At 70.3% G+C, this 21,535-nt stretch carries 24 protein-coding genes; 21 read left to right on the plus strand and 3 right to left on the minus strand.

The annotated features are described in order from the left end of the window. Positions 1-32: 32 nt before the first annotated feature. The 13 genes from rpsE to truA all read left to right on the plus strand — a co-directional run bounded on the left by rpsE (position 33) and on the right by truA (position 8,926). Positions 33-638, plus strand: a complete 606-nt coding sequence (rpsE, locus tag ACIRQ9_RS04145; RefSeq protein ID WP_009190144.1) for a 30S ribosomal protein S5 — start codon at positions 33-35, stop codon at positions 636-638. 2 nt (positions 639-640) lie between these two features. Continuing rightward, a complete protein-coding gene (gene rpmD, locus ACIRQ9_RS04150) occupies positions 641-823 on the plus strand; it encodes a 50S ribosomal protein L30 (RefSeq protein WP_003974250.1) in 183 nt (60 codons plus the stop codon). Between the two features lie 2 nt (positions 824-825). Continuing rightward, positions 826-1,281, plus strand: coding sequence for a 50S ribosomal protein L15 (rplO, locus tag ACIRQ9_RS04155; RefSeq protein ID WP_007443991.1), 456 nt, complete (start codon positions 826-828; stop codon positions 1,279-1,281). 339 nt (positions 1,282-1,620) lie between these two features. Continuing rightward, positions 1,621-2,934, plus strand: coding sequence for a preprotein translocase subunit SecY (gene secY, locus ACIRQ9_RS04160; protein WP_351318172.1), 1,314 nt, complete (start codon positions 1,621-1,623; stop codon positions 2,932-2,934). Beyond that, positions 2,934-3,599, plus strand: coding sequence for an adenylate kinase (locus ACIRQ9_RS04165; protein ID WP_404166925.1), 666 nt, complete (start codon positions 2,934-2,936; stop codon positions 3,597-3,599). Before secY ends, ACIRQ9_RS04165 begins: the two co-directional genes overlap by 1 nt. A gap of 104 nt (positions 3,600-3,703) precedes the next feature. Then, positions 3,704-4,540 carry a type I methionyl aminopeptidase gene (gene map, locus ACIRQ9_RS04170; RefSeq protein ID WP_404166927.1) on the plus strand — a complete coding sequence of 279 codons (837 nt, stop codon included), beginning with the start codon at positions 3,704-3,706 and terminating at the stop codon, positions 4,538-4,540. 237 nt (positions 4,541-4,777) lie between these two features. Continuing rightward, positions 4,778-4,999, plus strand: a complete 222-nt coding sequence (gene infA, locus ACIRQ9_RS04175) for a translation initiation factor IF-1 (RefSeq protein ID WP_003948620.1) — start codon at positions 4,778-4,780, stop codon at positions 4,997-4,999. A 61-nt stretch (positions 5,000-5,060) separates the two neighbouring features. Beyond that, positions 5,061-5,174, plus strand: a complete 114-nt coding sequence (rpmJ, locus tag ACIRQ9_RS04180; protein WP_003998809.1) for a 50S ribosomal protein L36 — start codon at positions 5,061-5,063, stop codon at positions 5,172-5,174. Positions 5,175-5,365: 191 nt separating this feature from the next. Next, entirely contained in the window at positions 5,366-5,746 is a 381-nt protein-coding gene (rpsM, locus tag ACIRQ9_RS04185; RefSeq protein WP_360487433.1) for a 30S ribosomal protein S13, read from the plus strand. Positions 5,747-5,816: 70 nt separating this feature from the next. Continuing rightward, positions 5,817-6,221, plus strand: coding sequence for a 30S ribosomal protein S11 (gene rpsK / locus ACIRQ9_RS04190; RefSeq protein WP_003956432.1), 405 nt, complete (start codon positions 5,817-5,819; stop codon positions 6,219-6,221). A 124-nt stretch (positions 6,222-6,345) separates the two neighbouring features. Next, on the plus strand, positions 6,346-7,368 hold the full coding sequence (locus ACIRQ9_RS04195) for a DNA-directed RNA polymerase subunit alpha (protein WP_003966937.1): 1,023 nt from the start codon (positions 6,346-6,348) through the stop codon (positions 7,366-7,368). A gap of 86 nt (positions 7,369-7,454) precedes the next feature. Then, positions 7,455-7,952, plus strand: a complete 498-nt coding sequence (rplQ, locus tag ACIRQ9_RS04200; RefSeq protein ID WP_404166930.1) for a 50S ribosomal protein L17 — start codon at positions 7,455-7,457, stop codon at positions 7,950-7,952. A gap of 128 nt (positions 7,953-8,080) precedes the next feature. After that, positions 8,081-8,926, plus strand: a complete 846-nt coding sequence (gene truA / locus ACIRQ9_RS04205) for a tRNA pseudouridine(38-40) synthase TruA (protein ID WP_404166932.1) — start codon at positions 8,081-8,083, stop codon at positions 8,924-8,926. Positions 8,927-9,145: 219 nt separating this feature from the next. Here the strand turns inward: truA and ACIRQ9_RS04210 are convergent, their stop codons facing one another. Continuing rightward, positions 9,146-10,024: a hypothetical protein gene (locus ACIRQ9_RS04210; protein ID WP_404166934.1), complete on the minus strand. Its 879-nt coding sequence runs from the start codon at positions 10,022-10,024 to the stop codon at positions 9,146-9,148. 368 nt (positions 10,025-10,392) lie between these two features. Here ACIRQ9_RS04210 and rplM point away from each other — a divergent pair, with 368 nt between their 5' ends. From rplM to glmM, 3 genes are all read left to right on the plus strand, one after another. Further along, the gene (rplM, locus tag ACIRQ9_RS04215) at positions 10,393-10,836 is read left to right on the plus strand and encodes a 50S ribosomal protein L13 (RefSeq protein WP_404166936.1); all 444 of its coding nucleotides are present in this window, start codon (positions 10,393-10,395) and stop codon (positions 10,834-10,836) included. Positions 10,837-10,878: 42 nt separating this feature from the next. Next, on the plus strand, positions 10,879-11,391 hold the full coding sequence (gene rpsI, locus ACIRQ9_RS04220; RefSeq protein WP_351318187.1) for a 30S ribosomal protein S9: 513 nt from the start codon (positions 10,879-10,881) through the stop codon (positions 11,389-11,391). Positions 11,392-11,619: 228 nt separating this feature from the next. Then, a complete protein-coding gene (gene glmM / locus ACIRQ9_RS04225) occupies positions 11,620-12,978 on the plus strand; it encodes a phosphoglucosamine mutase (RefSeq protein WP_404166938.1) in 1,359 nt (452 codons plus the stop codon). 106 nt (positions 12,979-13,084) lie between these two features. On the opposite strand, the gene ACIRQ9_RS04230 is transcribed toward glmM, so the two are convergent. Then, complete coding sequence (locus ACIRQ9_RS04230; protein WP_404166940.1) at positions 13,085-14,005, minus strand: DUF389 domain-containing protein; 921 nt, start codon at positions 14,003-14,005, stop codon at positions 13,085-13,087. A gap of 22 nt (positions 14,006-14,027) precedes the next feature. Next, positions 14,028-14,996 carry a type I pantothenate kinase gene (coaA, locus tag ACIRQ9_RS04235; RefSeq protein WP_404166943.1) on the minus strand — a complete coding sequence of 323 codons (969 nt, stop codon included), beginning with the start codon at positions 14,994-14,996 and terminating at the stop codon, positions 14,028-14,030. Between the two features lie 232 nt (positions 14,997-15,228). On the opposite strand from coaA, the gene glmS reads away from it, so the two are divergent. The 5 genes from glmS (at position 15,229) to alr (ending at position 21,497) form a co-directional block, all read left to right on the plus strand. Then, positions 15,229-17,076, plus strand: coding sequence for a glutamine--fructose-6-phosphate transaminase (isomerizing) (gene glmS / locus ACIRQ9_RS04240; RefSeq protein WP_404166945.1), 1,848 nt, complete (start codon positions 15,229-15,231; stop codon positions 17,074-17,076). Between the two features lie 53 nt (positions 17,077-17,129). Beyond that, a complete protein-coding gene (locus ACIRQ9_RS04245; protein ID WP_404166947.1) occupies positions 17,130-17,501 on the plus strand; it encodes a holo-ACP synthase in 372 nt (123 codons plus the stop codon). Between the two features lie 54 nt (positions 17,502-17,555). Then, positions 17,556-19,010 (plus strand): NAD(P)H-hydrate dehydratase, encoded by a 1,455-nt coding sequence (locus ACIRQ9_RS04250; protein ID WP_404166949.1) that lies wholly within the window; start codon positions 17,556-17,558, stop codon positions 19,008-19,010. A gap of 275 nt (positions 19,011-19,285) precedes the next feature. Further along, positions 19,286-20,206: a L,D-transpeptidase family protein gene (locus tag ACIRQ9_RS04255; protein WP_404166951.1), complete on the plus strand. Its 921-nt coding sequence runs from the start codon at positions 19,286-19,288 to the stop codon at positions 20,204-20,206. A gap of 94 nt (positions 20,207-20,300) precedes the next feature. Beyond that, positions 20,301-21,497 (plus strand): alanine racemase, encoded by a 1,197-nt coding sequence (gene alr, locus ACIRQ9_RS04260; RefSeq protein ID WP_404166953.1) that lies wholly within the window; start codon positions 20,301-20,303, stop codon positions 21,495-21,497. Positions 21,498-21,535 lie beyond the last annotated feature (38 nt).

Consider the following 21,535-nt stretch of genomic DNA (forward strand, 5'->3'; position numbering starts at 1 on the left):
CTTGTAGCTAGCGGAAAGAGAGAGGTAATCCAATGGCTGGACCCCAGCGCCGCGGTGGCGGTGCCGGTGGCGGCGAGCGGCGGGACCGGAAGGGCCGTGACGGCGGCGCTGCTGCCGCCGAGAAGACCGCGTACGTTGAGCGCGTTGTCGCGATCAACCGCGTCGCCAAGGTTGTGAAGGGTGGTCGTCGCTTCAGCTTCACCGCGCTGGTCGTGGTGGGCGACGGTGACGGCACCGTGGGTGTCGGTTACGGCAAGGCCAAGGAGGTGCCGGCCGCCATCGCCAAGGGTGTTGAGGAGGCCAAGAAGCACTTCTTCAAGGTCCCCCGTATCCAGGGCACCATCCCGCACCCCATCCAGGGTGAGAAGGCTGCCGGCGTCGTCCTGCTCAAGCCCGCGTCCCCCGGTACCGGCGTTATCGCCGGTGGCCCGGTGCGTGCCGTGCTCGAGTGCGCCGGTATCCACGACGTGCTGTCGAAGTCGCTCGGCTCCGACAACGCGATCAACATCGTGCACGCGACGGTGGAGGCCCTCAAGGGCCTGCAGCGTCCCGAGGAGATCGCGGCCCGCCGCGGTCTGCCCCTGGAGGACGTCGCTCCCGCGGCTCTGCTGCGTGCGCGTGCCGGGGCGGGTGCGTAATCATGGCGCAGCTCAAGATTACGCAGGTCAAGTCCTACATCGGCAGCAAGCAGAACCACCGTGACACCCTGCGTTCCCTTGGTCTCAAGGGCATCAACACGCAGGTCGTCAAGGAGGACCGCCCCGAGTTCCGCGGCATGGTGCACACCGTCCGCCACCTCGTGACGGTCGAGGAGGTCGACTGATCATGGCGGAGAACAACCCGCTCAAGATCCACAACCTCCGTCCCGCCCCGGGCGCCAAGACCGCCAAGACCCGTGTGGGTCGTGGTGAGGCGTCGAAGGGTAAGACGGCTGGTCGTGGTACCAAGGGTACGAAGGCCCGTTACCAGGTTCCGGAGCGCTTCGAGGGTGGCCAGATGCCCCTCCACATGCGTCTTCCGAAGCTGAAGGGCTTCAAGAACCCGTTCAAGACCGAGTTCCAGGTCGTGAACCTCGACAAGCTGGCCGCGCTGTACCCGGAGGGTGGCGAGGTCACCGTCGAGGGGCTCGTCGCCAAGGGTGCCGTTCGCAAGAACAGCCTCGTCAAGGTGCTCGGCCAGGGTGAGGTCTCCGTGGCGCTGCAGGTGACGGTCGACGCCGTCTCCGGCTCCGCCAAGGAGAAGATCACCGCCGCCGGCGGCACCGTCACCGAACTCGTCTGAGTCCGGTGACCGACTGACCCAGGTCAGCGAAGACGGCCGGGGACGTCCTCTCAGGAGGACCGTCCCCGGCCGTTCTCATGTCGCGGGTCGTCGCTCAGCCGTTCGAGCGCGGGGCCGTGGCATGCCCGTGCGAGCGGTAAAGAGGTTTTTGTACGCAGGTGTTCGAGACATTGACCCGGAAGAGCCATGCGGATCGGTGTCCCCTAAGGACCTCGATATGGGTAGGCTGGGCCGCTGGTATCCAGCGCCGTCTCGGCATGCCGTAATCTCGTTCCACAGGCCATCAAACCCTTAGTCATCCACCTCACGCGCGCACACGCGGGGGTCGCAGGAGGCACCGTGCTCACCGCGTTCGCCCGGGCGTTCAGGACGCCCGACCTGCGCAAGAAACTGCTCTTCACGCTGGCCATCATCGTGGTCTACCGGGTCGGCACCCACATCCCGATCCCCGGCGTCAACTACAAAGCCGTTCAGACGTGTGTGAACGAGGCCTCCGGCAACCAGGGCCTGTTCGGTCTCGTCAACATGTTCAGCGGTGGCGCGCTGCTCCAGATCACGATCTTCGCGCTCGGCATCATGCCGTACATCACCGCCAGCATCATCCTCCAGCTGCTGACCGTGGTCATCCCGCGCCTGGAAGCCCTGAAGAAGGAGGGCCAGGCGGGCACGACGAAGATCACGCAGTACACGCGTTACCTGACGGTGGCCCTCGCCATCCTGCAGGGCACCGGCCTCGTTGCCACCGCCCGCAGCGGCGCGCTCTTCAACGGCTGCACGGTCGCCTCCAGCATCGTCCCGGACCAGGCCATCTTCACCACCATCACGATGGTGATCTGCATGACCGCCGGTACGGCCGTCGTCATGTGGCTCGGTGAGCTGATCACCGACCGCGGCATCGGCAACGGCATGTCGATCCTGATGTTCATCTCGATCGCCGCCACCTTCCCGTCCGCGCTGTGGGCCATCAAGAAGCAGGGCACCCTGGCCGGCGGCTGGATCGAGTTCGGCACCGTCATCGCGGTCGGCCTGGTCATGGTCGCCCTGGTGGTCTTCGTCGAGCAGGCCCAGCGCCGGGTGCCGGTCCAGTACGCGAAGCGCATGATCGGCCGCCGGTCCTACGGCGGTACGTCGACGTACATCCCGCTCAAGGTGAACCAGGCCGGTGTCATCCCGGTCATCTTCGCCTCGTCGCTGCTGTACATCCCGGCGCTCGTGGCGCAGTTCGCCGGCGGCAACTCGGGCTGGAAGCAGTGGATCAGCACCAACCTCACCAAGGGCGACCACCCGATCTACATCACCCTGTACTTCTTGCTGATCGTTTTCTTCGCGTTCTTCTACGTCGCTATCTCCTTCAACCCCGAGGAAGTAGCCGACAACATGAAGAAGTATGGTGGCTTCATCCCGGGCATCCGGGCTGGCCGGCCGACCGCTGAGTACCTGTCGTACGTGCTCAACCGGATCACCTGGCCGGGTTCGCTGTATCTGGGTCTGATCGCTCTCGTACCGACGATGGCGTTGGTTGGCTTTGGGGCAAGCCAGAACTTCCCGTTCGGTGGCACCAGCATCCTGATCATCGTGGGTGTGGGCCTGGAAACGGTGAAGCAGATCGAGAGCCAGCTTCAGCAGCGCAATTACGAAGGGTTCCTCCGCTGATGCGAATCGTCCTCGTCGGGCCGCCCGGTGCCGGTAAGGGAACGCAAGCCGTTCGCCTCGCCGAGAAGCTGAAGATCCCGCACATCTCCACGGGCGACCTGTTCCGGGCCAACATCAGCCAGCAGACGGATCTCGGGAAACTCGCGAAGTCCTACATGGACGCCGGAAACCTCGTCCCGGACGAGGTCACCATCGCCATGGCCAAGGACCGCATGGAGCAGCCGGACGCCACCGGCGGCTTCCTGCTGGACGGGTTCCCGCGCAACGTCTCGCAGGCCGAGGCGCTCGACGAGCTCCTGAAGAACGAGGGCATCAAGCTCGACGCGGTCCTGGACCTGGAGGTCCCGGAGGACGAGGTCGTCAAGCGGATCGCGGGCCGCCGCATCTGCCGCAAGGACAACGGTCACGTCTTCCACGTGACCTACAGCCCGCCGAAGACCGAGGGTGTCTGCGACATCTGCGGCGGTGAGCTGTACCAGCGCGACGACGACTCCGAGGACACGGTCCGGACGCGGCTGGAGGTCTACCACACGCAGACCGAGCCCATCATCGACTACTACAAGTCGCAGGGCCTGGTCCGCACGATCTCCTCGCTGGGCCCGGTGGAGGAGATCACCCGGCGGGCGCTCGAGGCGCTCGGACGGGACGAGGACGACAAGAAGTAGTTCCACGGCGGTTCCGGCCGCGGTGCCCCGTCGGGTGCCGCGGCCGTACTGTTGTCAGGTATCCGGTTGACGTTGACGTGAGTGACGGAGAGCGCAGGCCCCCCATGGTGCAGATCAAGACCCCCGAGCAGATCGCCAGGATGCGGGCGGCGGGCCTGGTCGTAGCCGCCATCCACGCGGCCACCCGCGAGGTGGCCGTTCCCGGTGCCAGCACCAAGGACCTGGACGAGGTGGCCCGCAAGGTCCTCGCCGAGCACGGCGCCAAGTCGAACTTCCTCGGGTACGGCGGCTTCCCGGCCACCATCTGCACGTCCGTCAACGACGTGGTCGTCCACGGCATCCCTTCGGAGGACGTCGTCCTGAAGGACGGCGACATCATCTCCATCGACTGCGGCGCGGTCGTCGACGGCTGGCACGGCGACGCGGCCTACACGGCGTTCGTGGGCTCCGGTCACGCTCCGGAACTCATCGAGCTGTCCCGGGTGACCGAGGAGTCGATGTGGGCCGGCATCGCCGCGATGAAGCAGGGCAACCGGCTGGTGGACGTCTCCCGGGCGGTCGAGACGTACATCCGCCGGCAGCCGAAGCCGGGCGGCGGCCGGTACGGGATCATCGAGGACTACGGCGGCCACGGCATCGGCACCGAGATGCACATGGACCCGCACCTGCTGAACTACGTCGACCGGCGCCGGGGCAAGGGCCCGAAGCTGGTCCCCGGGTTCTGCCTGGCCATCGAGCCGATGGTGTCGCTGGGGACGCCGCGGACGGAGGTGCTGGAGGACGACTGGACGGTCATCACGACCGACGGGACCTGGTCCTCGCACTGGGAGCACAGCGTGGCGCTGACCGAAGAGGGTCCCCTGGTGCTGACGTCTCCCGACGGAGGCAGGGCCAAGCTGGCCGAGCTGGGGATCACGGCCGCGCCGGATCCGCTGGGCTGAGAACGGTTCGAAGCCGCGGCCCCGGTGGGGGCTGAGCGCGCGGTTCCCCGCGCCTTTCCAGGGTGCTCGTGCGGGCGGCGCTTAACGATCTGCCGTCCGGGGCAGGATCTCTCGATTCGTCTTTCCGGGTGCGCTGACGTAGACTGACTCGTCGGCTCTCGTGCACCCGCATGTCCGCATGCGCCCGAGAGGGAAAGTGCGGGAGTCGATCAAGGTAGTCGATTCGAAGGGCGAAGCGTGGCCAAGAAGCAAGGTGCCATCGAGATCGAGGGCACTGTCGTCGAGTCTCTTCCGAACGCGATGTTCAAGGTCGAGCTCCAGAACGGCCACCAGGTCCTGGCACACATCAGCGGCAAGATGCGTATGCACTACATCCGCATCCTCCCTGACGACCGGGTCGTGGTGGAGCTGTCTCCGTACGACCTGACGCGTGGCCGGATCGTCTACCGATACAAGTAGATCTTGCCCAGGTCCCGTGCGAGCGGGGCTGCCGGCAACTGACCCGGAGAACCTCAATCCCATGAAGGTCAAGCCGAGCGTCAAGAAGATCTGCGACAAGTGCAGGGTGATCCGCCGTCACGGTCGGGTCATGGTCATCTGCGAGAACCCGCGCCACAAGCAGCGCCAGGGCTGACGCACGACCGATCCCTCTGCACCCATCGCAGAGATTCGCGCGACGCAAGCTGAATTTGTTCATACGCAGGGCCCGAGTCACACGTGGCTCGACACCCCCGGTTCGGAGGCCGGGGACCCAGTTCGTACCTGGTACGGCGGCTGGGAGCCGGTCCTGCGGAAGACCTCCGAAGATCACCAGGAGCCATTGAAGTGGCACGCGTTTCCGGTGTTGACATCCCGCGCGAAAAGCGTGTGGAAGTCGCCCTCACCTACGTGTTCGGCATCGGCCGCACGCTCTCCCAGCTGACGCTGGCGGAGACGGGCATCGACCCGAACACCCGCGTCCGTGACCTGACCGAAGAGCAGCTGGTCGCGATTCGTGAGTACGTCGACAGCAACATCAAGACCGAGGGTGACCTCCGTCGCGAGATCCAGGCCGACATCCGCCGCAAGGTCGAGATCGGCTGCTACCAGGGTCTGCGTCACCGCCGCGGTCTGCCCGTCCGCGGTCAGCGCACCAGCACCAACGCCCGCACCCGCAAGGGGCCGCGTCGCGCCATCGCCGGCAAGAAGAAGCCGGGCAAGAAGTAGTCCTCAGCGGACAACGCTTCATCAGCGGTCTTCGCTGTAGGACCGACCACCTCCCCGTAGGAGTTACTAGATGCCCCCCAAGGGTCGTCAGGGCGCTGCCAAGAAGGTGCGCCGCAAGGAAAAGAAGAACGTCGCTCACGGCCACGCGCACATCAAGAGCACGTTCAACAACACGATCGTCTCCATCACGGACCCGTCCGGCAACGTGATCTCCTGGGCCTCCGCCGGCCACGTCGGCTTCAAGGGCTCCCGGAAGTCCACGCCGTTCGCCGCGCAGATGGCCGCCGAGTCGGCTGCCCGCCGCGCTCAGGAGCACGGCATGCGCAAGGTCGACGTGTTCGTGAAGGGCCCGGGTTCCGGTCGTGAGACCGCGATCCGCTCCCTGCAGGCCACGGGCCTCGAGGTCGGCTCCATCCAGGACGTCACGCCGACCCCGCACAACGGCTGCCGTCCGCCGAAGCGCCGCCGCGTCTGACGCGACGCCTTCGGGCCTGAGGTTTCCGGGCGGTACGGCTCCGTGAAAGGGCCGTATCGCCCGTACCCTTGCAGTACCAGCAGGGCGTCAAATAGCGGGCGTCCGCGACTGAAGGATCCACACCATGCTGATCGCTCAGCGTCCCTCGTTGACCGAAGAGGTCGTCGACGAATTCCGCTCCCGGTTCGTGATCGAGCCGCTGGAGCCGGGCTTCGGCTACACCCTCGGCAACTCCCTGCGTCGCACCCTCCTCTCGTCGATCCCCGGCGCTGCTGTCACCAGCATCCGCATCGACGGTGTCCTGCACGAGTTCACCACCGTGCCGGGCGTCAAGGAGGACGTGACCGACCTGATCCTCAACATCAAGCAGCTGGTCGTCTCCTCGGAGCACGACGAGCCGGTCGTGATGTACCTGCGCAAGCAGGGCCCGGGTCTGGTCACCGCCGCCGACATCGCGCCCCCGGCCGGTGTCGAGGTGCACAACCCCGACCTGGTCCTCGCCACGCTCAACGGCAAGGGCAAGCTGGAGATGGAGCTGACGGTCGAGCGCGGCCGCGGTTACGTCTCCGCCGTGCAGAACAAGCAGGTGGGCCAGGAGATCGGCCGTATCCCGGTCGACTCCATCTACTCGCCGGTGCTCAAGGTCACGTACAAGGTCGAGGCGACCCGTGTCGAGCAGCGCACCGACTTCGACAAGCTGATCGTCGACGTCGAGACGAAGCAGGCCATGCGGCCGCGTGACGCCATGGCGTCGGCCGGCAAGACCCTGGTGGAGCTGTTCGGTCTCGCCCGCGAGCTGAACATCGACGCCGAGGGCATCGACATGGGCCCGTCCCCGACGGACGCCGCCCTGGCCGCCGACCTGGCGCTGCCGATCGAGGAGCTGGAGCTCACGGTCCGCTCCTACAACTGCCTCAAGCGTGAGGGCATCCACTCCGTGGGTGAGCTCGTCGCCCGCTCCGAGGCCGACCTCCTGGACATCCGCAACTTCGGTGCGAAGTCCATCGACGAGGTCAAGGCGAAGCTGGCCGGCATGGGCCTGGCCCTCAAGGACAGCCCGCCCGGATTCGACCCCACGGCCGCTGCCGACGCCTTCGGCGCCGACGACGACGCGGACGCGGGTTTCGTGGAGACCGAGCAGTACTGATCGGTCGTATGCCGGTGGGCATCCGCCCACCGGGTTCCTGACCCCGGTACCTGACACGGCCGGGGCAGACACACAGGAGAAGAACCATGCCGAAGCCCACCAAGGGTGCCCGTCTGGGCGGCAGCGCCGCGCACGAGAAGCTGCTCCTCGCGAACCTCGCGAAGTCGCTCTTCGAGCACGGCCGTATCACCACCACCGAGGCGAAGGCCCGCCGTCTGCGGCCCTACGCCGAGCGTCTGGTCACCAAGGCGAAGAAGGGCGACCTTCACAACCGCCGTCAGGTGCTCCAGGTGATCACGGACAAGAGCATCGTCCACACGCTCTTCACCGAGATCGGCCCGCGCTACGAGAACCGTCCGGGTGGCTACACCCGCATCACCAAGATCGGTAACCGCCGTGGCGACAACGCGCCCATGGCTGTCATCGAGCTGGTCGAGGCCCTGACGGTCGCGCAGCAGGCCACGGGCGAGGCCGAGGCGGCGACGAAGCGTGCCGCCAAGGACGCCGAGGAGACCAAGGTCGAGCAGACCGAGGTCGTCGAGGACGCCAAGGCCGACGAGGCCGAGGAGTCGAAGGACGCGTAAGACCGTCCTACGGCTGCCGGTCCTCCGCGGCCGGTCGCGCAGTTCCCCGCGCCCCTGAGGGGCGTGCTGGTGGGCCCGTTCCCTTCGAGGGGCGGGCCCACTTTTTTGGTGCCTGAGAGGATTCTTCCGTGAGTGACGAAGTGCAGCCCGGCCATGTCCGTGTCCGTCTCGACCTGTCCTACGACGGCAGCGCCTTCCACGGCTGGGCCAAGCAGGCCGGCGGGAAGCGGACCGTGCAGGCGGAGATCGAGGACGCGCTGCGCGTCGTCACCCGGTCGCAGGGGGCGGCGTACGACCTGACCGTGGCCGGGCGAACGGACGCCGGGGTGCACGCGCGGGGGCAGGTGGCGCACGTCGATCTGCCGGCCGGGGTGTGGGAGGAGCAGCGGGAGAAGCTGCTGAAGCGGCTGGCCGGCCGGCTCCCGAAGGACGTGCGGGTGTGGGCGCTGGCCGAGGCCCCGGAGGGGTTCAACGCGCGCTTCGCGGCGCTGTGGCGGCGCTACGTCTACCGGGTCGGCGACCGGCCGGGCGGCGTGGACCCGCTGCTGCGCAACCATGTGCTCTGGCACGACTGGGAGTTGGACGTCGACGCCATGGACGCCGCCGCGAGGTCGCTGATCGGGGAGCACGACTTCGCCGCCTACGCCAAGAAGCGCGAGGGCGCGACGACGATCCGGGAGATCCTCGCCTTCGGGGCGAGCCGGCGCGCCGACGGCGTGGTGGAGATCGAGGTGCGGGCCGACGCCTTCTGCCACAACCAGGTGAGGTCGATGGTCGGCGCGCTGCTCTTCGTCGGCGACGGCCACCGGGGCGTGGAGTGGCCGCGGAAGGTGCTGGACGCGGGGGTGCGGGACAGCGCCGTGCACGTCGTACGGCCGCACGGTCTGACCCTGGAGGAGGTCGCCTATCCGGCGGCCGACCAGCTGCTGGCGAGGCAGCGGGAGGCACGGCGGGTGCGGGTGCGGACGGCCTGACGGGTCCCCGAGCGGCGCGCCCGGCCGGTCGTGCCCGGGGCGGCGGCTCCCTGAAGCCCGTCAGCCGGGCCGTGGGGCCGGAGCCCGTCGCGGGCGGCCTCCGGGGCCCGCCGTACCGCCGGCGGCCCCGGTGTGCCCCTGTGCGGGCCCGTCCGCGCGGGAGGCCCGCCCGCTCCCGTTCCGTGTCCGGGAGCCTGGCTCAGGCGGCCCGCGGTGGGGTCACCGGTTCGCGGCCGCCGACGCCTGGGCCTCGCCGCGCCTGCGGATCTGCCGGAAGGTGAACTCGGCCAGGTCGTCGCCGGTGCGGAAGACCTTGGTGTCCTTGGTGGTGACGTCCTTGCCGTCGAGGAAACCGGCGGTGGTGAAGTAGGCGTACCGGCCGGAGGAGTTGGTCGTCGTACGGCAGACGCCGGAAGCGCAGAACGCCTTCGCCCCGGAGCCCGCCAGCGCGGTGACGAAGCCCTTCTTGTCGGCCTCGCTCTTGGCCTTGGCGGCCTGTGCCTCGGTGTCGAAGACCGCCACACCGACCGTGACCGCCACGCCGTCCTTGAAGTAGGTGACGCGCAGCAGCCGGGTGCAGTCGTTCTTGGTGAGGACGTTCGGGAGGGTGCCCTTGGCGGCGGTGGCGCACTTCTTCGTGTCCGCCGTGGCGCCCTTCTTGTACACCGTCTCGCCCATGGTCAGCTGGGTGCCGGGGAAAAGGGTCTCGGCGCTCAGCGGCGCGGTGTCCTTCTTCGCGCTGGATATGAAGTCCTGGGGATCCAGCGGCGGCGGCGCGCTGGTCGGAGCGAAGGACGGTGCCGTGGCCGCCGACTCGCTCGGCAGCGAGACGCTGGCGGGCAGGTTGCTGGGCGTGCCGGAGGCGTTGTTGTCGCCGTTCGCGGACACCACGGCCATGGCGACGGCCGTGCCGATCGCCAGGGTGGCGACCACGCCACCACCGATGAACAGCACTCTGCGCCGCTTGTTGCGCGTCTCCGAGGCCTCGGCGAGCGCGGCCCAGTCCGGAGTCTGGTCGGAGCCGCCGCTCCAGGGCTGCTGTGACTGCGGTTTCCAGGGATCCCACTGGGACTGGGGTCCCCCCTGCCCATAGCTCATGGGGCGCATCTTAGACGGGGGTCGAGGGGTACCGGTGCGACAGTACGAAGGGTGATAGTGGACCTTTGGTGGCAGGACGGCGCATCCCGGCCGCGCCGGACGCCCCGGGTAGGGTCGGTGTCGACGGCGGCTCGTCCGGATGTCGGCGGGAGCTCGTTTTGACCCGTCAGGGGGCCTCCTTGTAAGCTTTCCCATCGTTGTGTATTGGCTCGCTCATTCTCACGGGAGTGGCCTCTACCTAGGTTCCCTGGAGCAGTTACCAGTGGGCGGCATACGGGCGACTTGCCCGGCACTGTCGTCCCCAGCTGCACGATCGCTTCAGTGATGCCATGTCTCAGCACCCATCCACTGAAGAAGAAGGCTGCGAAGTGCGTACGTACAGCCCCAAGCCCGGCGATGTGACTCGCCAGTGGCACGTCATCGACGCTCAGGACATCGTCCTGGGTCGTCTCGCCACCACCGCCGCGTCCCTTCTGCGGGGCAAGCACAAGGCGATCTACGCCCCTCACGTCGACACCGGTGACTTCGTCATCATCATCAACGCCGACAAGGTGCACCTGTCCGGCAACAAGCGGACCCAGAAGATGGCGTACCGCCACTCCGGCTACCCGGGTGGTCTGCGCTCCGTCCGCTACGACGAGCTGCTGGACAAGAACCCCGAGAAGGCCGTCGAGAAGGCCGTCAAGGGCATGCTCCCCAAGAACACCCTGGGCCGTCAGATGCTCTCCAAGCTGAAGGTCTACCGAGGCGAGAACCACCCGCACGCTGCCCAGCAGCCGGTTCCGTTCGAGATCACCCAGGTCGCGCAGTAAGTCCGGCCACCCCCTAAGACTGAAGAGAATCTGAGGAGCATCGTGGCCGAGACCACTGCCGAGCAGCCGCTCGAAGAGATCGACATCGACAGCTACACCACGGAGACGGACGTCCCCGTCGAGGGCGAGTACACCTCCGAGTCCCTCGCCTCCCGCTTCGGCGACCCGCAGCCGGCCGCCGGCCTGGGCCGTCGCAAGAACGCCATCGCCCGCGTCCGGATCGTCCCGGGCACCGGCAAGTGGAAGATCAACGGTCGCACCCTTGAGGACTACTTCCCCAACAAGGTGCACCAGCAGGAAGTCAACGAGCCCTTCAAGGTGCTCGAGCTCGAGGGCCGCTACGACGTCGTCGCCCGCATCGCCGGTGGCGGTGTCTCCGGTCAGGCCGGTGCGCTCCGTCTCGGTGTCGCCCGCGCGCTGAACGAGGCCGACGTCGACAACAACCGCGGCCCGCTGAAGAAGGCCGGCTTCCTCAAGCGCGACGACCGTGCGGTCGAGCGCAAGAAGGCCGGTCTGAAGAAGGCCCGCAAGGCTCCGCAGTACAGCAAGCGTTAATCGCTCGCTGCCTGCCCGTACGCTCGTACGAGCCTGGCCCGCGCATCCGGGTCCTGGCTCGCCGCGTACTCCGAACGCCCCGGCGGCACGCCACATGTGCCGCCGGGGCGTTCGTTTATCCCGGTCAAGGGCGTATAACGACACAAGACGCTCAAAGGCTGGTGTGATCGCATGACTAAGCGCCTGCCATCATTTCCTGGCAGCAAGGACGCTTCTTCAGGAGGACAAGTGGGACGACTCTTCGGCACGGACGGCGTGCGCGGCGTCGCGAACGCGGACCTGACCGCCGAGATGGCGCTCGGGCTGTCGGTCGCGGCGGCCCACGTGCTGGCCGAGGCGGGCACGTTCGAGGGCCACCGGCCGAAGGCGGTCGTCGGACGGGACCCCCGTGCGTCCGGGGAGTTCCTGGAGGCCGCCGTGGTCGCGGGCCTGGCCAGCGCGGGCGTCGACGTCCTGAGCGTCGGCGTGCTGCCCACCCCGGCGGTCGCCTTCCTGACCGGCGCGCTCGGCGCCGACCTCGGTGTCATGCTCTCCGCCAGCCACAACGCCATGCCCGACAACGGCATCAAGTTCTTCGCCCGCGGCGGCCACAAGCTCGCCGACGACCTGGAGGACCGGATCGAGGCGGTCTATGAGTCGCACCGGCACGGCGAGCCCTGGGAGCGGCCCACCGGCTCCGGCGTCGGCCGGGTGCGGTCCTACGACGAGGGTGCCGAGCAGTACATCGCGCACCTGCTGTCGGTCCTCCCGAACCGGCTCGACGGGCTGAAGATCGTCCTGGACGAGGCGCACGGCGCGGCCGCGGGGGTCTCGCCGGAGGCGTTCCGCAGGGCCGGCGCGGAGATCGTCACGATCGGCGCGGAGCCGGACGGGCTCAACATCAACGACGGCTGCGGCTCCACGCACCTCGGCAAGCTCAAGGCCGCGGTCGTCGAGCACGGGGCCGCGTTCGGTGTCGCCCACGACGGCGACGCGGACCGCTGCCTGGCCGTCGACCACACCGGCGAGGAGATCGACGGCGACCAGATCCTGGCCGTGCTGGCGCTGGACATGCGGGAACGGGGCGTGCTGCGCGCCGACACCGTCGTCGCCACCGTCATGTCCAACCTCGGCTTCAAGCTGGCGCTGGAGCGGGAGGGGCTGCGCCTCGTCCAGACCGCGGTCGGCGACCGGTACGTCCTGGAGGAGATGAAGGAGCACGGCTACGCCCTCGGCGGCGAGCAGTCCGGGCACGTCATCGTCCTCGACCACGCCACCACCGGTGACGGCACGCTGACCGGGCTGCTGCTGGCGGCGCGGGTCGCGCAGACCGGCCGCTCGCTGCGCGATCTGGCGGGCGTCATGGAGCGGCTGCCGCAGGTGCTGATCAACGTGCCGGACGTCGACAGGTCCCGGGTGAAGACCTCCGGGGACCTGGCGGCGGCGGTCGCCGAGGCGGAGCGGGAGCTGGGGGAGACCGGGCGGGTGCTGCTGCGTCCCTCGGGGACCGAGCCGCTGGTGCGGGTGATGGTCGAGGCCGCCGACATCGAGCAGGCCCGGTCGGTGGCGGGACGGCTGGCGGACGCCGTCAAGTCCGCGCTGGGCTAGTCCGGCCCTCCGGGGCGGAGGCGCAGGGGGAGGGCGCGCGCCCCGGGCCGCGGGGTTCGCCGTGACCGGTCGCGCCGTTCCCGGCACCCCTTCGGGCGCGTGGTGCTCAGGCCGCTTTCCGCCACAGCCATTTCTGGGCCAGCAGGGTCACCGTGCCCGCCAGCACGATGCCCAGCAGGTTCAGCAGCAGCTGTTCCGCCGAGCCCCAGGCCTGGCGGTACTCGGTGTAGGTGAAGGCGACCGCCGCGTTGGCCGCCGCCGGGACCGTGGTGACCGAGATCGCCACCCCCACCAGGGCGCCCGACTTGGCCGAGGTCAGGGAGAGGATGCCGGCGATGCCGGCCAGCACCGCCACCACGAACGAGAACGCGTCGGGCCGGTAGATGAAGTTCGTGTTCGGGCGCTCCGCCTCCAGCTGCACCTTCGTGAACAGGCCGAGGCCGTCCATGAGGTAGGTGAAGCCGACCGTCAGCAGCAGGGCCGCCGCGAAACCGACGAGCAGCGCGACCGCGGACCGCAGGGCCAGACGGGGGCGGCGCTCCACCACCGCGGTGCAGATGCCGGCCAGCGGGCCGAACTCGGGGCCCACCGCCATCGCCCCCACGATCAGGATCGCGTTGTCCAGGACGACACCGCAGGCCGCGATCATCGTGGCCAGCGCGATGAAGGCGACGTAGGTGACCGAGAGCGTCGACTCCTCGTGGGTGGCCTCCGCCAGCCCCTCCCACAGCACGGCGTCCGCGCCCTCGCCGGGCGCCTCCGTCTCGGCGCGGTCCGCCCGGTGGGACAGGCTCAGGTCGATGTCCTCGACGGCGATCGAGCCGGTGCGGTCGAGACCCAACGCCCGCAGTTCACGGATGAGTTCGTCGCCGGCCTCGCGCGCCACGTCGCACATGACGACGTCCCCGGCGGGATCGCGGGCGGCGCCCGGCATCACCACGAGGTGGGCGGTGCCGACGGTCGACTCGATCAGCCCGACCACGTCGTCGGTGCCGGCGGCCGGGACGATCAGGCGCAGATGCAGCATGCCGTCTTTCTAACAGGCCGCGCTACAGCTTGCGGAGCCGCAGCCGCTGCACCTTGTGGTCCGCGCCCTTGCGGACGACCAGGGTGGCCCGGCCGCGGGTGGGGGCGATGTTCTCGACCAGGTTGGGCTTGTTGATGGTCCGCCACAGACCGCGGGCGTAGTCGACGGCCTCCTCCTCGGAGACCTGGGTGTACTTCCGGAAGTACGAGTCCGGGTTCTGGAAGGCGGTCGCGCGCAGCTTGCGGAAGCGGTTCAGGTACCAGGTCTCGATGTCCTCGGCGCTCGCGTCGACGTACACGCTGAAGTCGAAGTAGTCCGCGAGGCCGACCCGGGTCCGGCCGTCCTTGCCGGGCAGGGCGGGCTGGAGGACGTTGAGGCCCTCGACGATCAGGATGTCCGGGCGCCGGACGGTGAGCCGGCGGTCCGGGACGATGTCGTAGATGAGGTGGGAGTAGACGGGCGCGGTGACCTCGTCCTTGCCGGCCTTGATGTCGGCGACGAACCGGGTCAGGGCCCGGCGGTCGTACGACTCGGGGAAACCCTTGCGGGCCATCAGACCGCGGGCCTCCAGTTCCTCGGTGGGGAGCAGGAAGCCGTCCGTCGTGACCAGTTCGACGTGCGGGTGCTCGGGCCAGCGGGAGAGCAGGGCCTGCAGGAGCCGGGCGACGGTCGACTTGCCGACGGCGACCGACCCGGCGACGCCTATGACGAACGGGGTGCCGGACTGGGAGCCCTGCTCACCGAGGAAGGTGTTCAGGGCGCCTCGGAGGCCGTCCGTGGCGCCGACGTACAGATTGAGCAGCCGGGACAGCGGGAGGTAGATGTCCCGCACCTCGTCGAGGTCGATGACGTCGCCGAGGCCGCGCAGCTTCTCGACCTCCTCGGCGGTCAGCGGCAACGGCGTCTTGTCCCGCAGCGCGCTCCACTCGGAGCGGGTGAGGTCGACGTAGGGAGTCGCCTCCGGCCTGTGCCGGGGGGCGCTGCGGGGCATCGGGGAGACCGGAGAGATCACATTCCATTGTTAACGGAGTTTGAACACGATGGCGGGTGGGGTCGGTCACGTGAGGCCGCGACGAGCGCGCCGCTCGCCCGCTCGTCGGGTCACGGCAGGTGTCCGCCGGCTCGGCGGGGCAGCGATCCGGCGCGTGGACGGGCGGGAAAATTTCCGATTTCGGGCACGATGAGCCGTGTTCGGGCGCCGGTCGGCGCTTAGGCTGCCGCTCATGTGCGGAATCGTGGGATACGTGGGGGCGCAGTCGGCGCTCGATGTGGTGGTCGCCGGGCTGAAGCGGCTGGAGTACCGCGGATACGACTCCGCGGGCGTCGCCGTGCTCGCCGACGGCGGCCTGGCCTCGGCGCGGAAGGCCGGGAAGCTGGTCAACCTGGAGAAGGAGCTGACGGAACGGCCGCTGCCGAGCGGGGCGACCGGGATCGGGCACACCCGCTGGGCCACGCACGGCGCACCGACGGACGCCAACGCCCATCCGCACCTCGACAACGCGGGCCGGGTGGCGGTCGTCCACAACGGCATCATCGAGAACTTCGCCGCGCTGCGCGCCGAGTTGGCCGAGCGCGGGCACGACCTGACCTCCGAGACGGACACCGAGGTGGTCGCGCACCTGCTGGCGGAGGAGTTCTCCGGCACCGCCGACCTCGCGGAGGCGATGCGCCTGGTGTGCCGGCGTCTCGAGGGCGCGTTCACGCTGGTCGCCGTGCACGCCGACGACCCGGACGTGGTGGTGGGCGCACGCCGCAACTCCCCGCTGGTGGTGGGCGTCGGCGAGGGCGAGGCCTTCCTCGCCTCGGACGTCGCCGCGTTCATCGCGCACACGCGGTCGGCGATCGAGCTGGGCCAGGACCAGGTCGTGGAACTGCGCCGGGACGGCGTCACGGTGACCCGCTTCGACGGCGCCCCGGCGGACGTCCGCTCCTACCACGTCGACTGGGACGCGTCGGCGGCGGAGAAGGGCGGTTACGACTACTTCATGCTCAAGGAGATCGCCGAGCAGCCCAAGGCGGTCGCCGACACCCTCCTGGGCCGCATCGACGCGAACGGCTCGCTGACCCTGGACGAGGTCCGGATCGGCGCCGCCGAACTGCGCGAGGTCGACAAGGTCGTCATCGTCGCCTGCGGTACGGCCTTCCACGCGGGCCTGATCGCCAAGTACGCCATCGAGCACTGGACGCGCATCCCCTGCGAGGTGGAGCTGGCCAGCGAGTTCCGCTACCGGGACCCGATCCTGGACTCCCGGAGCCTGGTGATCGCCATCTCGCAGTCCGGCGAGACCATGGACACCCTGATGGCGCTGCGGCACGCCCGGGAACAGGGCTCGAAGGTCCTCGCCATCTGCAACACCAACGGCTCGACGATCCCGCGCGAGTCCGACGCGGTGCTGTACACCCACGCGGGCCCCGAGGTCGCGGTCGCCTCCACCAAGGCGTTCCTCACCCAGCTGGTCGCCTGCTACCTCGTCGCCCTCTACCTGGCGCAGGTGCGGGGCACCAAGTGGGGCGACGAGGTCAGCGCCGTGATCCGGGACCTCTCCCACATCTCCGGCGAGGTCGAGCGGGTCCTGGAGACCATGGAGCCGGTACGGGCCCTCGCGCGCTCCCTCGCCGACAAGCGGACGGTGCTGTTCCTGGGCCGGCACGTCGGCTACCCGGTCGCCCTCGAAGGCGCCCTGAAGCTCAAGGAACTGGCCTACATGCACGCCGAGGGCTTCGCGGCGGGCGAGCTGAAGCACGGCCCGATCGCGCTGATCGAGGAGGACCTGCCGGTGGTGGTGGTCGTGCCGTCGCCGCGCGGCCGTTCCGTCCTGTACGACAAGATCGTCTCCAACATCCAGGAGATCCGGGCCCGGGGCGCGCGCACCATCGTGATCGCGGAGGAGGGCGACGAGCAGGTGGTCCCCTACGCCGACCACCTCATCCGCATCCCGGCCACCCCCACCCTGCTCCAGCCCCTGGTCGCCACCGTCCCCCTCCAGGTCTTCGCCTGCGAACTGGCCACGGCCCGCGGCAACGAGGTCGACCAGCCGCGCAACCTGGCCAAGTCGGTGACGGTGGAGTGAGGCGGAGCGGCCGGACGGGCCCGCGGCGGCGGGGCGGATCGTAGAGTGCCCGGATGAGCATCATCGGGGTTGGGATCGACGTCGCCGAGATCGACCGGTTCCGGGAGTCGCTGCACCGGACTCCCGGACTGGCCGACCGGCTGTTCGTGGAGCGGGAGTTGCTGCTGCCGAGCGGGGAACGGCGCGGCATCGCCTCGCTCGCGGCGCGGTTCGCGGCCAAGGAGGCGGTGGCCAAGGCGCTGGGCGCGCCGTCCGGGCTGCTGTGGACGGACGCCGAGGTGGTCGTCGAGGACAGCGGGCGGCCGCGGCTGCGGGTGCGGGGGAGCGTGGCCGCGTGCGCGGCGGAACTCGGGGTGCGGTCCTGGCACGTGTCGCTCAGCCATGACGCCGGAGTGGCGTCGGCGGTGGTGATCGCGGAGGGGTGACCCGGCCGGGTCCGGCGGATGCGCGTCCCCGCGGTTCCGGGGGAGACTCGGGACATGCGGACTGCTTACAGCGTGGAGACGGTACGGGCGGCCGAGCGGGAGTTGATGGCGCGGCTGCCGGAAGGGGCGCTGATGCAGCGGGCCGCCGCCGGGCTGGCCGCCGCCTGCGCCGACCTGCTCGGCCGGGTGTACGGCTGCCGGGTGGTGCTGCTGGTCGGCAGCGGGGACAACGGCGGTGACGCGCTGTACGCCGGGGCGCGGCTGGCTCGCAGGGGAGCGGGGGTCACGGCCGTCCTGCTGGCGCCGGAGCGCACCCACGCGGGTGGCCTGGCGGCGCTGCGCCGGGCCGGCGGCACGACCGTACTCGCGGACGGCGCGGAGGAGTTGATCCTGCGGTCGGATCTCGTCGTGGACGGGATCGTCGGGATCGGCGGGACGGGCGGGCTGCGGCCCGAGGCGGCCGCGCTGGCCGCCGTGGTGGCACGGTCGCGGGCCGCCGTGGTCGCCGTGGACCTGCCCAGCGGGGTGGAGGCGGACAGCGGCGAGGTACGCGGAACGGCCGTACGGGCCGACCTGACCGTCACCTTCGGGACGCACAAGCCGGGACTGCTCGTCGATCCGGCGCGGGAGTACGCCGGTTCGGTGCGGCTGGTGGACATCGGGCTCGACCTGCCCGCGGAGGCCGAACTGGAGGCGCTGCAGGACGCGGACGTGGCGCGGCGGCTGCCGGCGCCGGGCGCGGAGAGCGACAAGTACCGGCGGGGCGTGGTCGGGATCGCGGCCGGGTCGGCCCGCTATCCCGGCGCCGCGGTGCTCGCCGTCGCCGGCGCGCTGCGGGGCGGGGCCGGGGCCGTACGGTACGCCGGGCCCGCCGGGGACGAGGTGCTGGCGCGCTTTCCCGAGACGCTGGTGTCGGACGGCGGGCCGCGCAAGGCCGGGCGCGTGCAGGCCTGGGTGGTCGGGCCGGGCGTCGGCGACGACGCCGATGCCGTCGCCGAGGTGCTGGAGGCCGACGTGCCGGTGCTGGTGGACGCGGACGGGCTGCGGTTCGCCGACCGGGACACGGTGCGCGCACGGACGGCGCCCACGCTGATGACGCCGCACGCCGGGGAGGCGGCGGCGCTGCTCGGCGTGCGCCGGGAGGAGGTCGAGGCGGCCCGGCTCGCGGCGGTGCGGGAACTGGCCGCGTCCTACCGGGCGACCGTCCTGCTCAAGGGGGCGACGACGCTGGTGGCGGCGCCGGAGGTCGGGTCGGTGGCCGTGCGGGTGAACGCGACGGGGACGCCGTGGCTCGCCACCGCGGGCAGCGGGGACGTGCTGTCGGGACTGGCGGGATCGCTGCTCGCCTCGGGGCTGGACGGGCGGGACGCGGGCAGCGTGGCGGCGTATCTGCACGGCCTCGCCGGGCGGTTCGCGGCGCAGGGCGCCCCGACGGTCGCGCACGCGGTGGCGGAGAAGCTGCCGTCGGCCTGGCGGGGGGTCTTCCCGGTCCGCCGTCCGGGGCGGTAGGCCGGCGGTCCGTGTCGCCGGGCCTCGCCGCGGTCCCCGGAGCGGGGCGGACCGGTCGTGGCCCGGGCGCCGGCGGAGTGGGCTTGTCGCGCGCTCCCTGCCCCGAGCCTTCGGTCGGGGGGCATCTCCGGCGCCGCTGCGGGGGCGTGTCCCGTAGGCGCCGGTAGCGGGGTGGGTCCGGACCTCTGAAGAGGGCGTCTCCCCTGCTCCCTCCCTCGGGTGACCCGGCCGCGCGGCTTCCCCGGATTCCCGGGCGTGCGCGGTTGTCTGATCACATGATCAGTGGACGAATTGTGCGTCATCCGGCCGGTGCCGCGCGCCGGGTCGCCGGAGCCCTCGTCGCCGCCGTGGTCGTGCTCTGCCTCGGGGCCGGGAGCGTCGCCGCGGACACCGCCCCCGAGCCGCCCGCCGCCGTCGCCGAGTCCGACCTGGTGCCGGGGGTTGCGCCAGGACCCGGGCAGTCCTGGCAGGTCGACACCCCCGACCAGGCGCTGGCGCCGAAGGTGTACACGCCCAGCGCCCGGGAGGACGCCGTCGAACCCAGGGCGGCGGCCCCCGGGACCTACGACCTGGTCGAGTACGTGCCGCTCAGCGACGCCGTCGCCAAGGTGAGCTGCTCCAAGCTGACCGGGCCGTACCAGCGGCAGATCGAGCAGTGGTTGAAGCTGAAGGTGGACGGCAAGCAGTCCGCCTCCGACTGCAAGGCCGTCCAGAAGTTCCAGAAGTCGTACAGGATCAAGCCGGCGATCGGATTCGCGGGACCGGTGACCTGGTACCAGATGATGCTGCTGTCGGCGAGGAAGAACCCGAACGCCGAGAAGAACTGCCCCGTGAAGTCGTACCGAGTCGCCTGCGTCGACCTCAACCGGCAGGTCACCTGGGTGCAGAAGGGCGGCAAGGTGGTCTTCGGGCCGGTGCAGATGCGCAGCGGACGCAAGGGCCACGCCACCCGCGCCGGCTGGCACACCGTCTACTGGCGGCACAAGAACCACTGGTCGACCCTGTACAACTCGCCCATGCCGTACGCCCAGTTCTTCGACGGCGGTGAGGCCTTCCACGCCGTCTACGGCTCCATCTACACCACTCTCGGCTCCTGGGGCTGCGTGAACCTCAAGCTCGGCGACGCCAAGAAGCTCTGGGGCGTGCTCAAGAAGGGCGACAAGGTGTACGTGTGGGGGCACCGGACGGGCAGCTGAGGCCGGTGCCCGGCGGGTACCCGCGGGCGGCCGGGGCCCGTACCGGGGCCTGTGCCGGAGGTCCCGCGGGGGCCTCTGAGACACTGGGGGCGCGATGAGTGAGACAGCGACTGCGCCGACCGCGCCCCTGCGCGCCCGCGCCGAGATCGATCTGGCCGCCCTGCGGGCCAACGTGCGGACCCTGCGCGCCCTCGCGCCGGGCGCGGCCCTGATGGCCGTGGTGAAGTCCGACGCGTACGGCCACGGGGCGCTCCGCTGTGCCCGCGAGGCCGTGGCCGCGGGCGCGAGCTGGCTCGGCACGGCCACGCCCGAGGAGGCCCTGGCGCTGCGCGCCGACCCGGGTCTGCCCGCGGACGTGCGGATCATGTGCTGGCTGTGGACGCCGGGCGGGCCCTGGCGGGAGGCCGTCGAGGCCGGCCTCGACGTGTCCGTGAGCGGGATGTGGGCGCTGCGGGAGGCCGTCGAGGCCGCCCGTGCGGCCGGCCGGCCCGCGCTGGTGCAGCTGAAGGCCGACACCGGGCTCGGCCGCAACGGCTGCCAGCCCGAGGACTGGCCCGAACTGGTCGCCGAGGCGGTGCGCGCGCAGACGGCGGGGCTGGTCCGGATCACCGGCCTGTGGTCCCACTTCGCCTGCGCCGACGAGCCGGGGCATCCCTCCGTCGCCGCCCAGCTCACCCTCTTCCGCGAGATGCTCGCCCACGCCGAGGAGCGGGGCGTCCGGCCCGAGGTACGGCACATCGCCAACTCCCCGGCCACCCTCACCCTTCCCGAGTCCCACTTCGACCTGGTCCGCACGGGCATCGCCCTCTACGGCATCTCGCCCAGCCCCGAACTGGGCACCGCGGCCGACTTCGGGCTGCGCCCGGTGATGACCCTCGCCGCCTCCCTGGCCCTGGTGAAGCACGTCCAGGGCGGTCACGGCGTGAGCTACGGACACCACTACGTCACACCCGGCCGGACCACCCTCGGGCTGGTTCCCGTCGGCTACGCGGACGGCGTTCCGCGCCATGCCTCCGGCACCGGTCCGGTGCTGGTCGGCGGCAAGTGGCGGACGGTCGCCGGGCGGGTCGCCATGGACCAGTTCGTCGTCGACCTCGGCGGCGACGAGCCCGAAGTCGGCTCCGAGGCGGTGCTGTTCGGTCCCGGCGACCGCGGCGAGCCCACGGCGGAGGACTGGGCGCAGGCGGCGGGCACCATCGCCTACGAGATCGTCACCCGGATCGGAACCCGGGTTCCCCGCGTCTATGTGAACGGGGAAGCGAGTGGGCAAGAACCAGGGGACGGGAACTGACCTCCGGGGTTCGGTGACCGCGGAACCCGGTTACACCT

It is taken from the genome of Streptomyces sp. NPDC101237, assembly GCF_044767465.1.
GTDB lineage: Bacteria > Actinomycetota > Actinomycetes > Streptomycetales > Streptomycetaceae > Streptomyces > Streptomyces gramineus.

What these genes read in the sequence shown, in the direction of transcription:
- ACIRQ9_RS04255 (WP_404166951.1), top strand. Translation starts at nt 19,286, where the DNA reads ATGATCAGTGGACGAATTGTGCGTCATCCGGCCGGTGCCGCGCGCCGG.
- glmS (WP_404166945.1), top strand. Translation starts at nt 15,229, where the DNA reads ATGTGCGGAATCGTGGGATACGTGGGGGCGCAGTCGGCGCTCGATGTG.
- coaA (WP_404166943.1), bottom strand. Translation starts at nt 14,996, where the DNA reads ATGCCCCGCAGCGCCCCCCGGCACAGGCCGGAGGCGACTCCCTACGTC.
- rplO (WP_007443991.1), top strand. Translation starts at nt 826, where the DNA reads ATGGCGGAGAACAACCCGCTCAAGATCCACAACCTCCGTCCCGCCCCG.
- ACIRQ9_RS04250 (WP_404166949.1), top strand. Translation starts at nt 17,556, where the DNA reads ATGCGGACTGCTTACAGCGTGGAGACGGTACGGGCGGCCGAGCGGGAG.
- rpsE (WP_009190144.1), top strand. Translation starts at nt 33, where the DNA reads ATGGCTGGACCCCAGCGCCGCGGTGGCGGTGCCGGTGGCGGCGAGCGG.
- ACIRQ9_RS04195 (WP_003966937.1), top strand. Translation starts at nt 6,346, where the DNA reads ATGCTGATCGCTCAGCGTCCCTCGTTGACCGAAGAGGTCGTCGACGAA.
- ACIRQ9_RS04245 (WP_404166947.1), top strand. Translation starts at nt 17,130, where the DNA reads ATGAGCATCATCGGGGTTGGGATCGACGTCGCCGAGATCGACCGGTTC.
- rpsK (WP_003956432.1), top strand. Translation starts at nt 5,817, where the DNA reads ATGCCCCCCAAGGGTCGTCAGGGCGCTGCCAAGAAGGTGCGCCGCAAG.
- rpmJ (WP_003998809.1), top strand. Translation starts at nt 5,061, where the DNA reads ATGAAGGTCAAGCCGAGCGTCAAGAAGATCTGCGACAAGTGCAGGGTG.
- rplQ (WP_404166930.1), top strand. Translation starts at nt 7,455, where the DNA reads ATGCCGAAGCCCACCAAGGGTGCCCGTCTGGGCGGCAGCGCCGCGCAC.
- rpmD (WP_003974250.1), top strand. Translation starts at nt 641, where the DNA reads ATGGCGCAGCTCAAGATTACGCAGGTCAAGTCCTACATCGGCAGCAAG.
- map (WP_404166927.1), top strand. Translation starts at nt 3,704, where the DNA reads ATGGTGCAGATCAAGACCCCCGAGCAGATCGCCAGGATGCGGGCGGCG.
- alr (WP_404166953.1), top strand. Translation starts at nt 20,301, where the DNA reads ATGAGTGAGACAGCGACTGCGCCGACCGCGCCCCTGCGCGCCCGCGCC.
- ACIRQ9_RS04230 (WP_404166940.1), bottom strand. Translation starts at nt 14,005, where the DNA reads ATGCTGCATCTGCGCCTGATCGTCCCGGCCGCCGGCACCGACGACGTG.
- ACIRQ9_RS04210 (WP_404166934.1), bottom strand. Translation starts at nt 10,024, where the DNA reads ATGAGCTATGGGCAGGGGGGACCCCAGTCCCAGTGGGATCCCTGGAAA.
- ACIRQ9_RS04165 (WP_404166925.1), top strand. Translation starts at nt 2,934, where the DNA reads ATGCGAATCGTCCTCGTCGGGCCGCCCGGTGCCGGTAAGGGAACGCAA.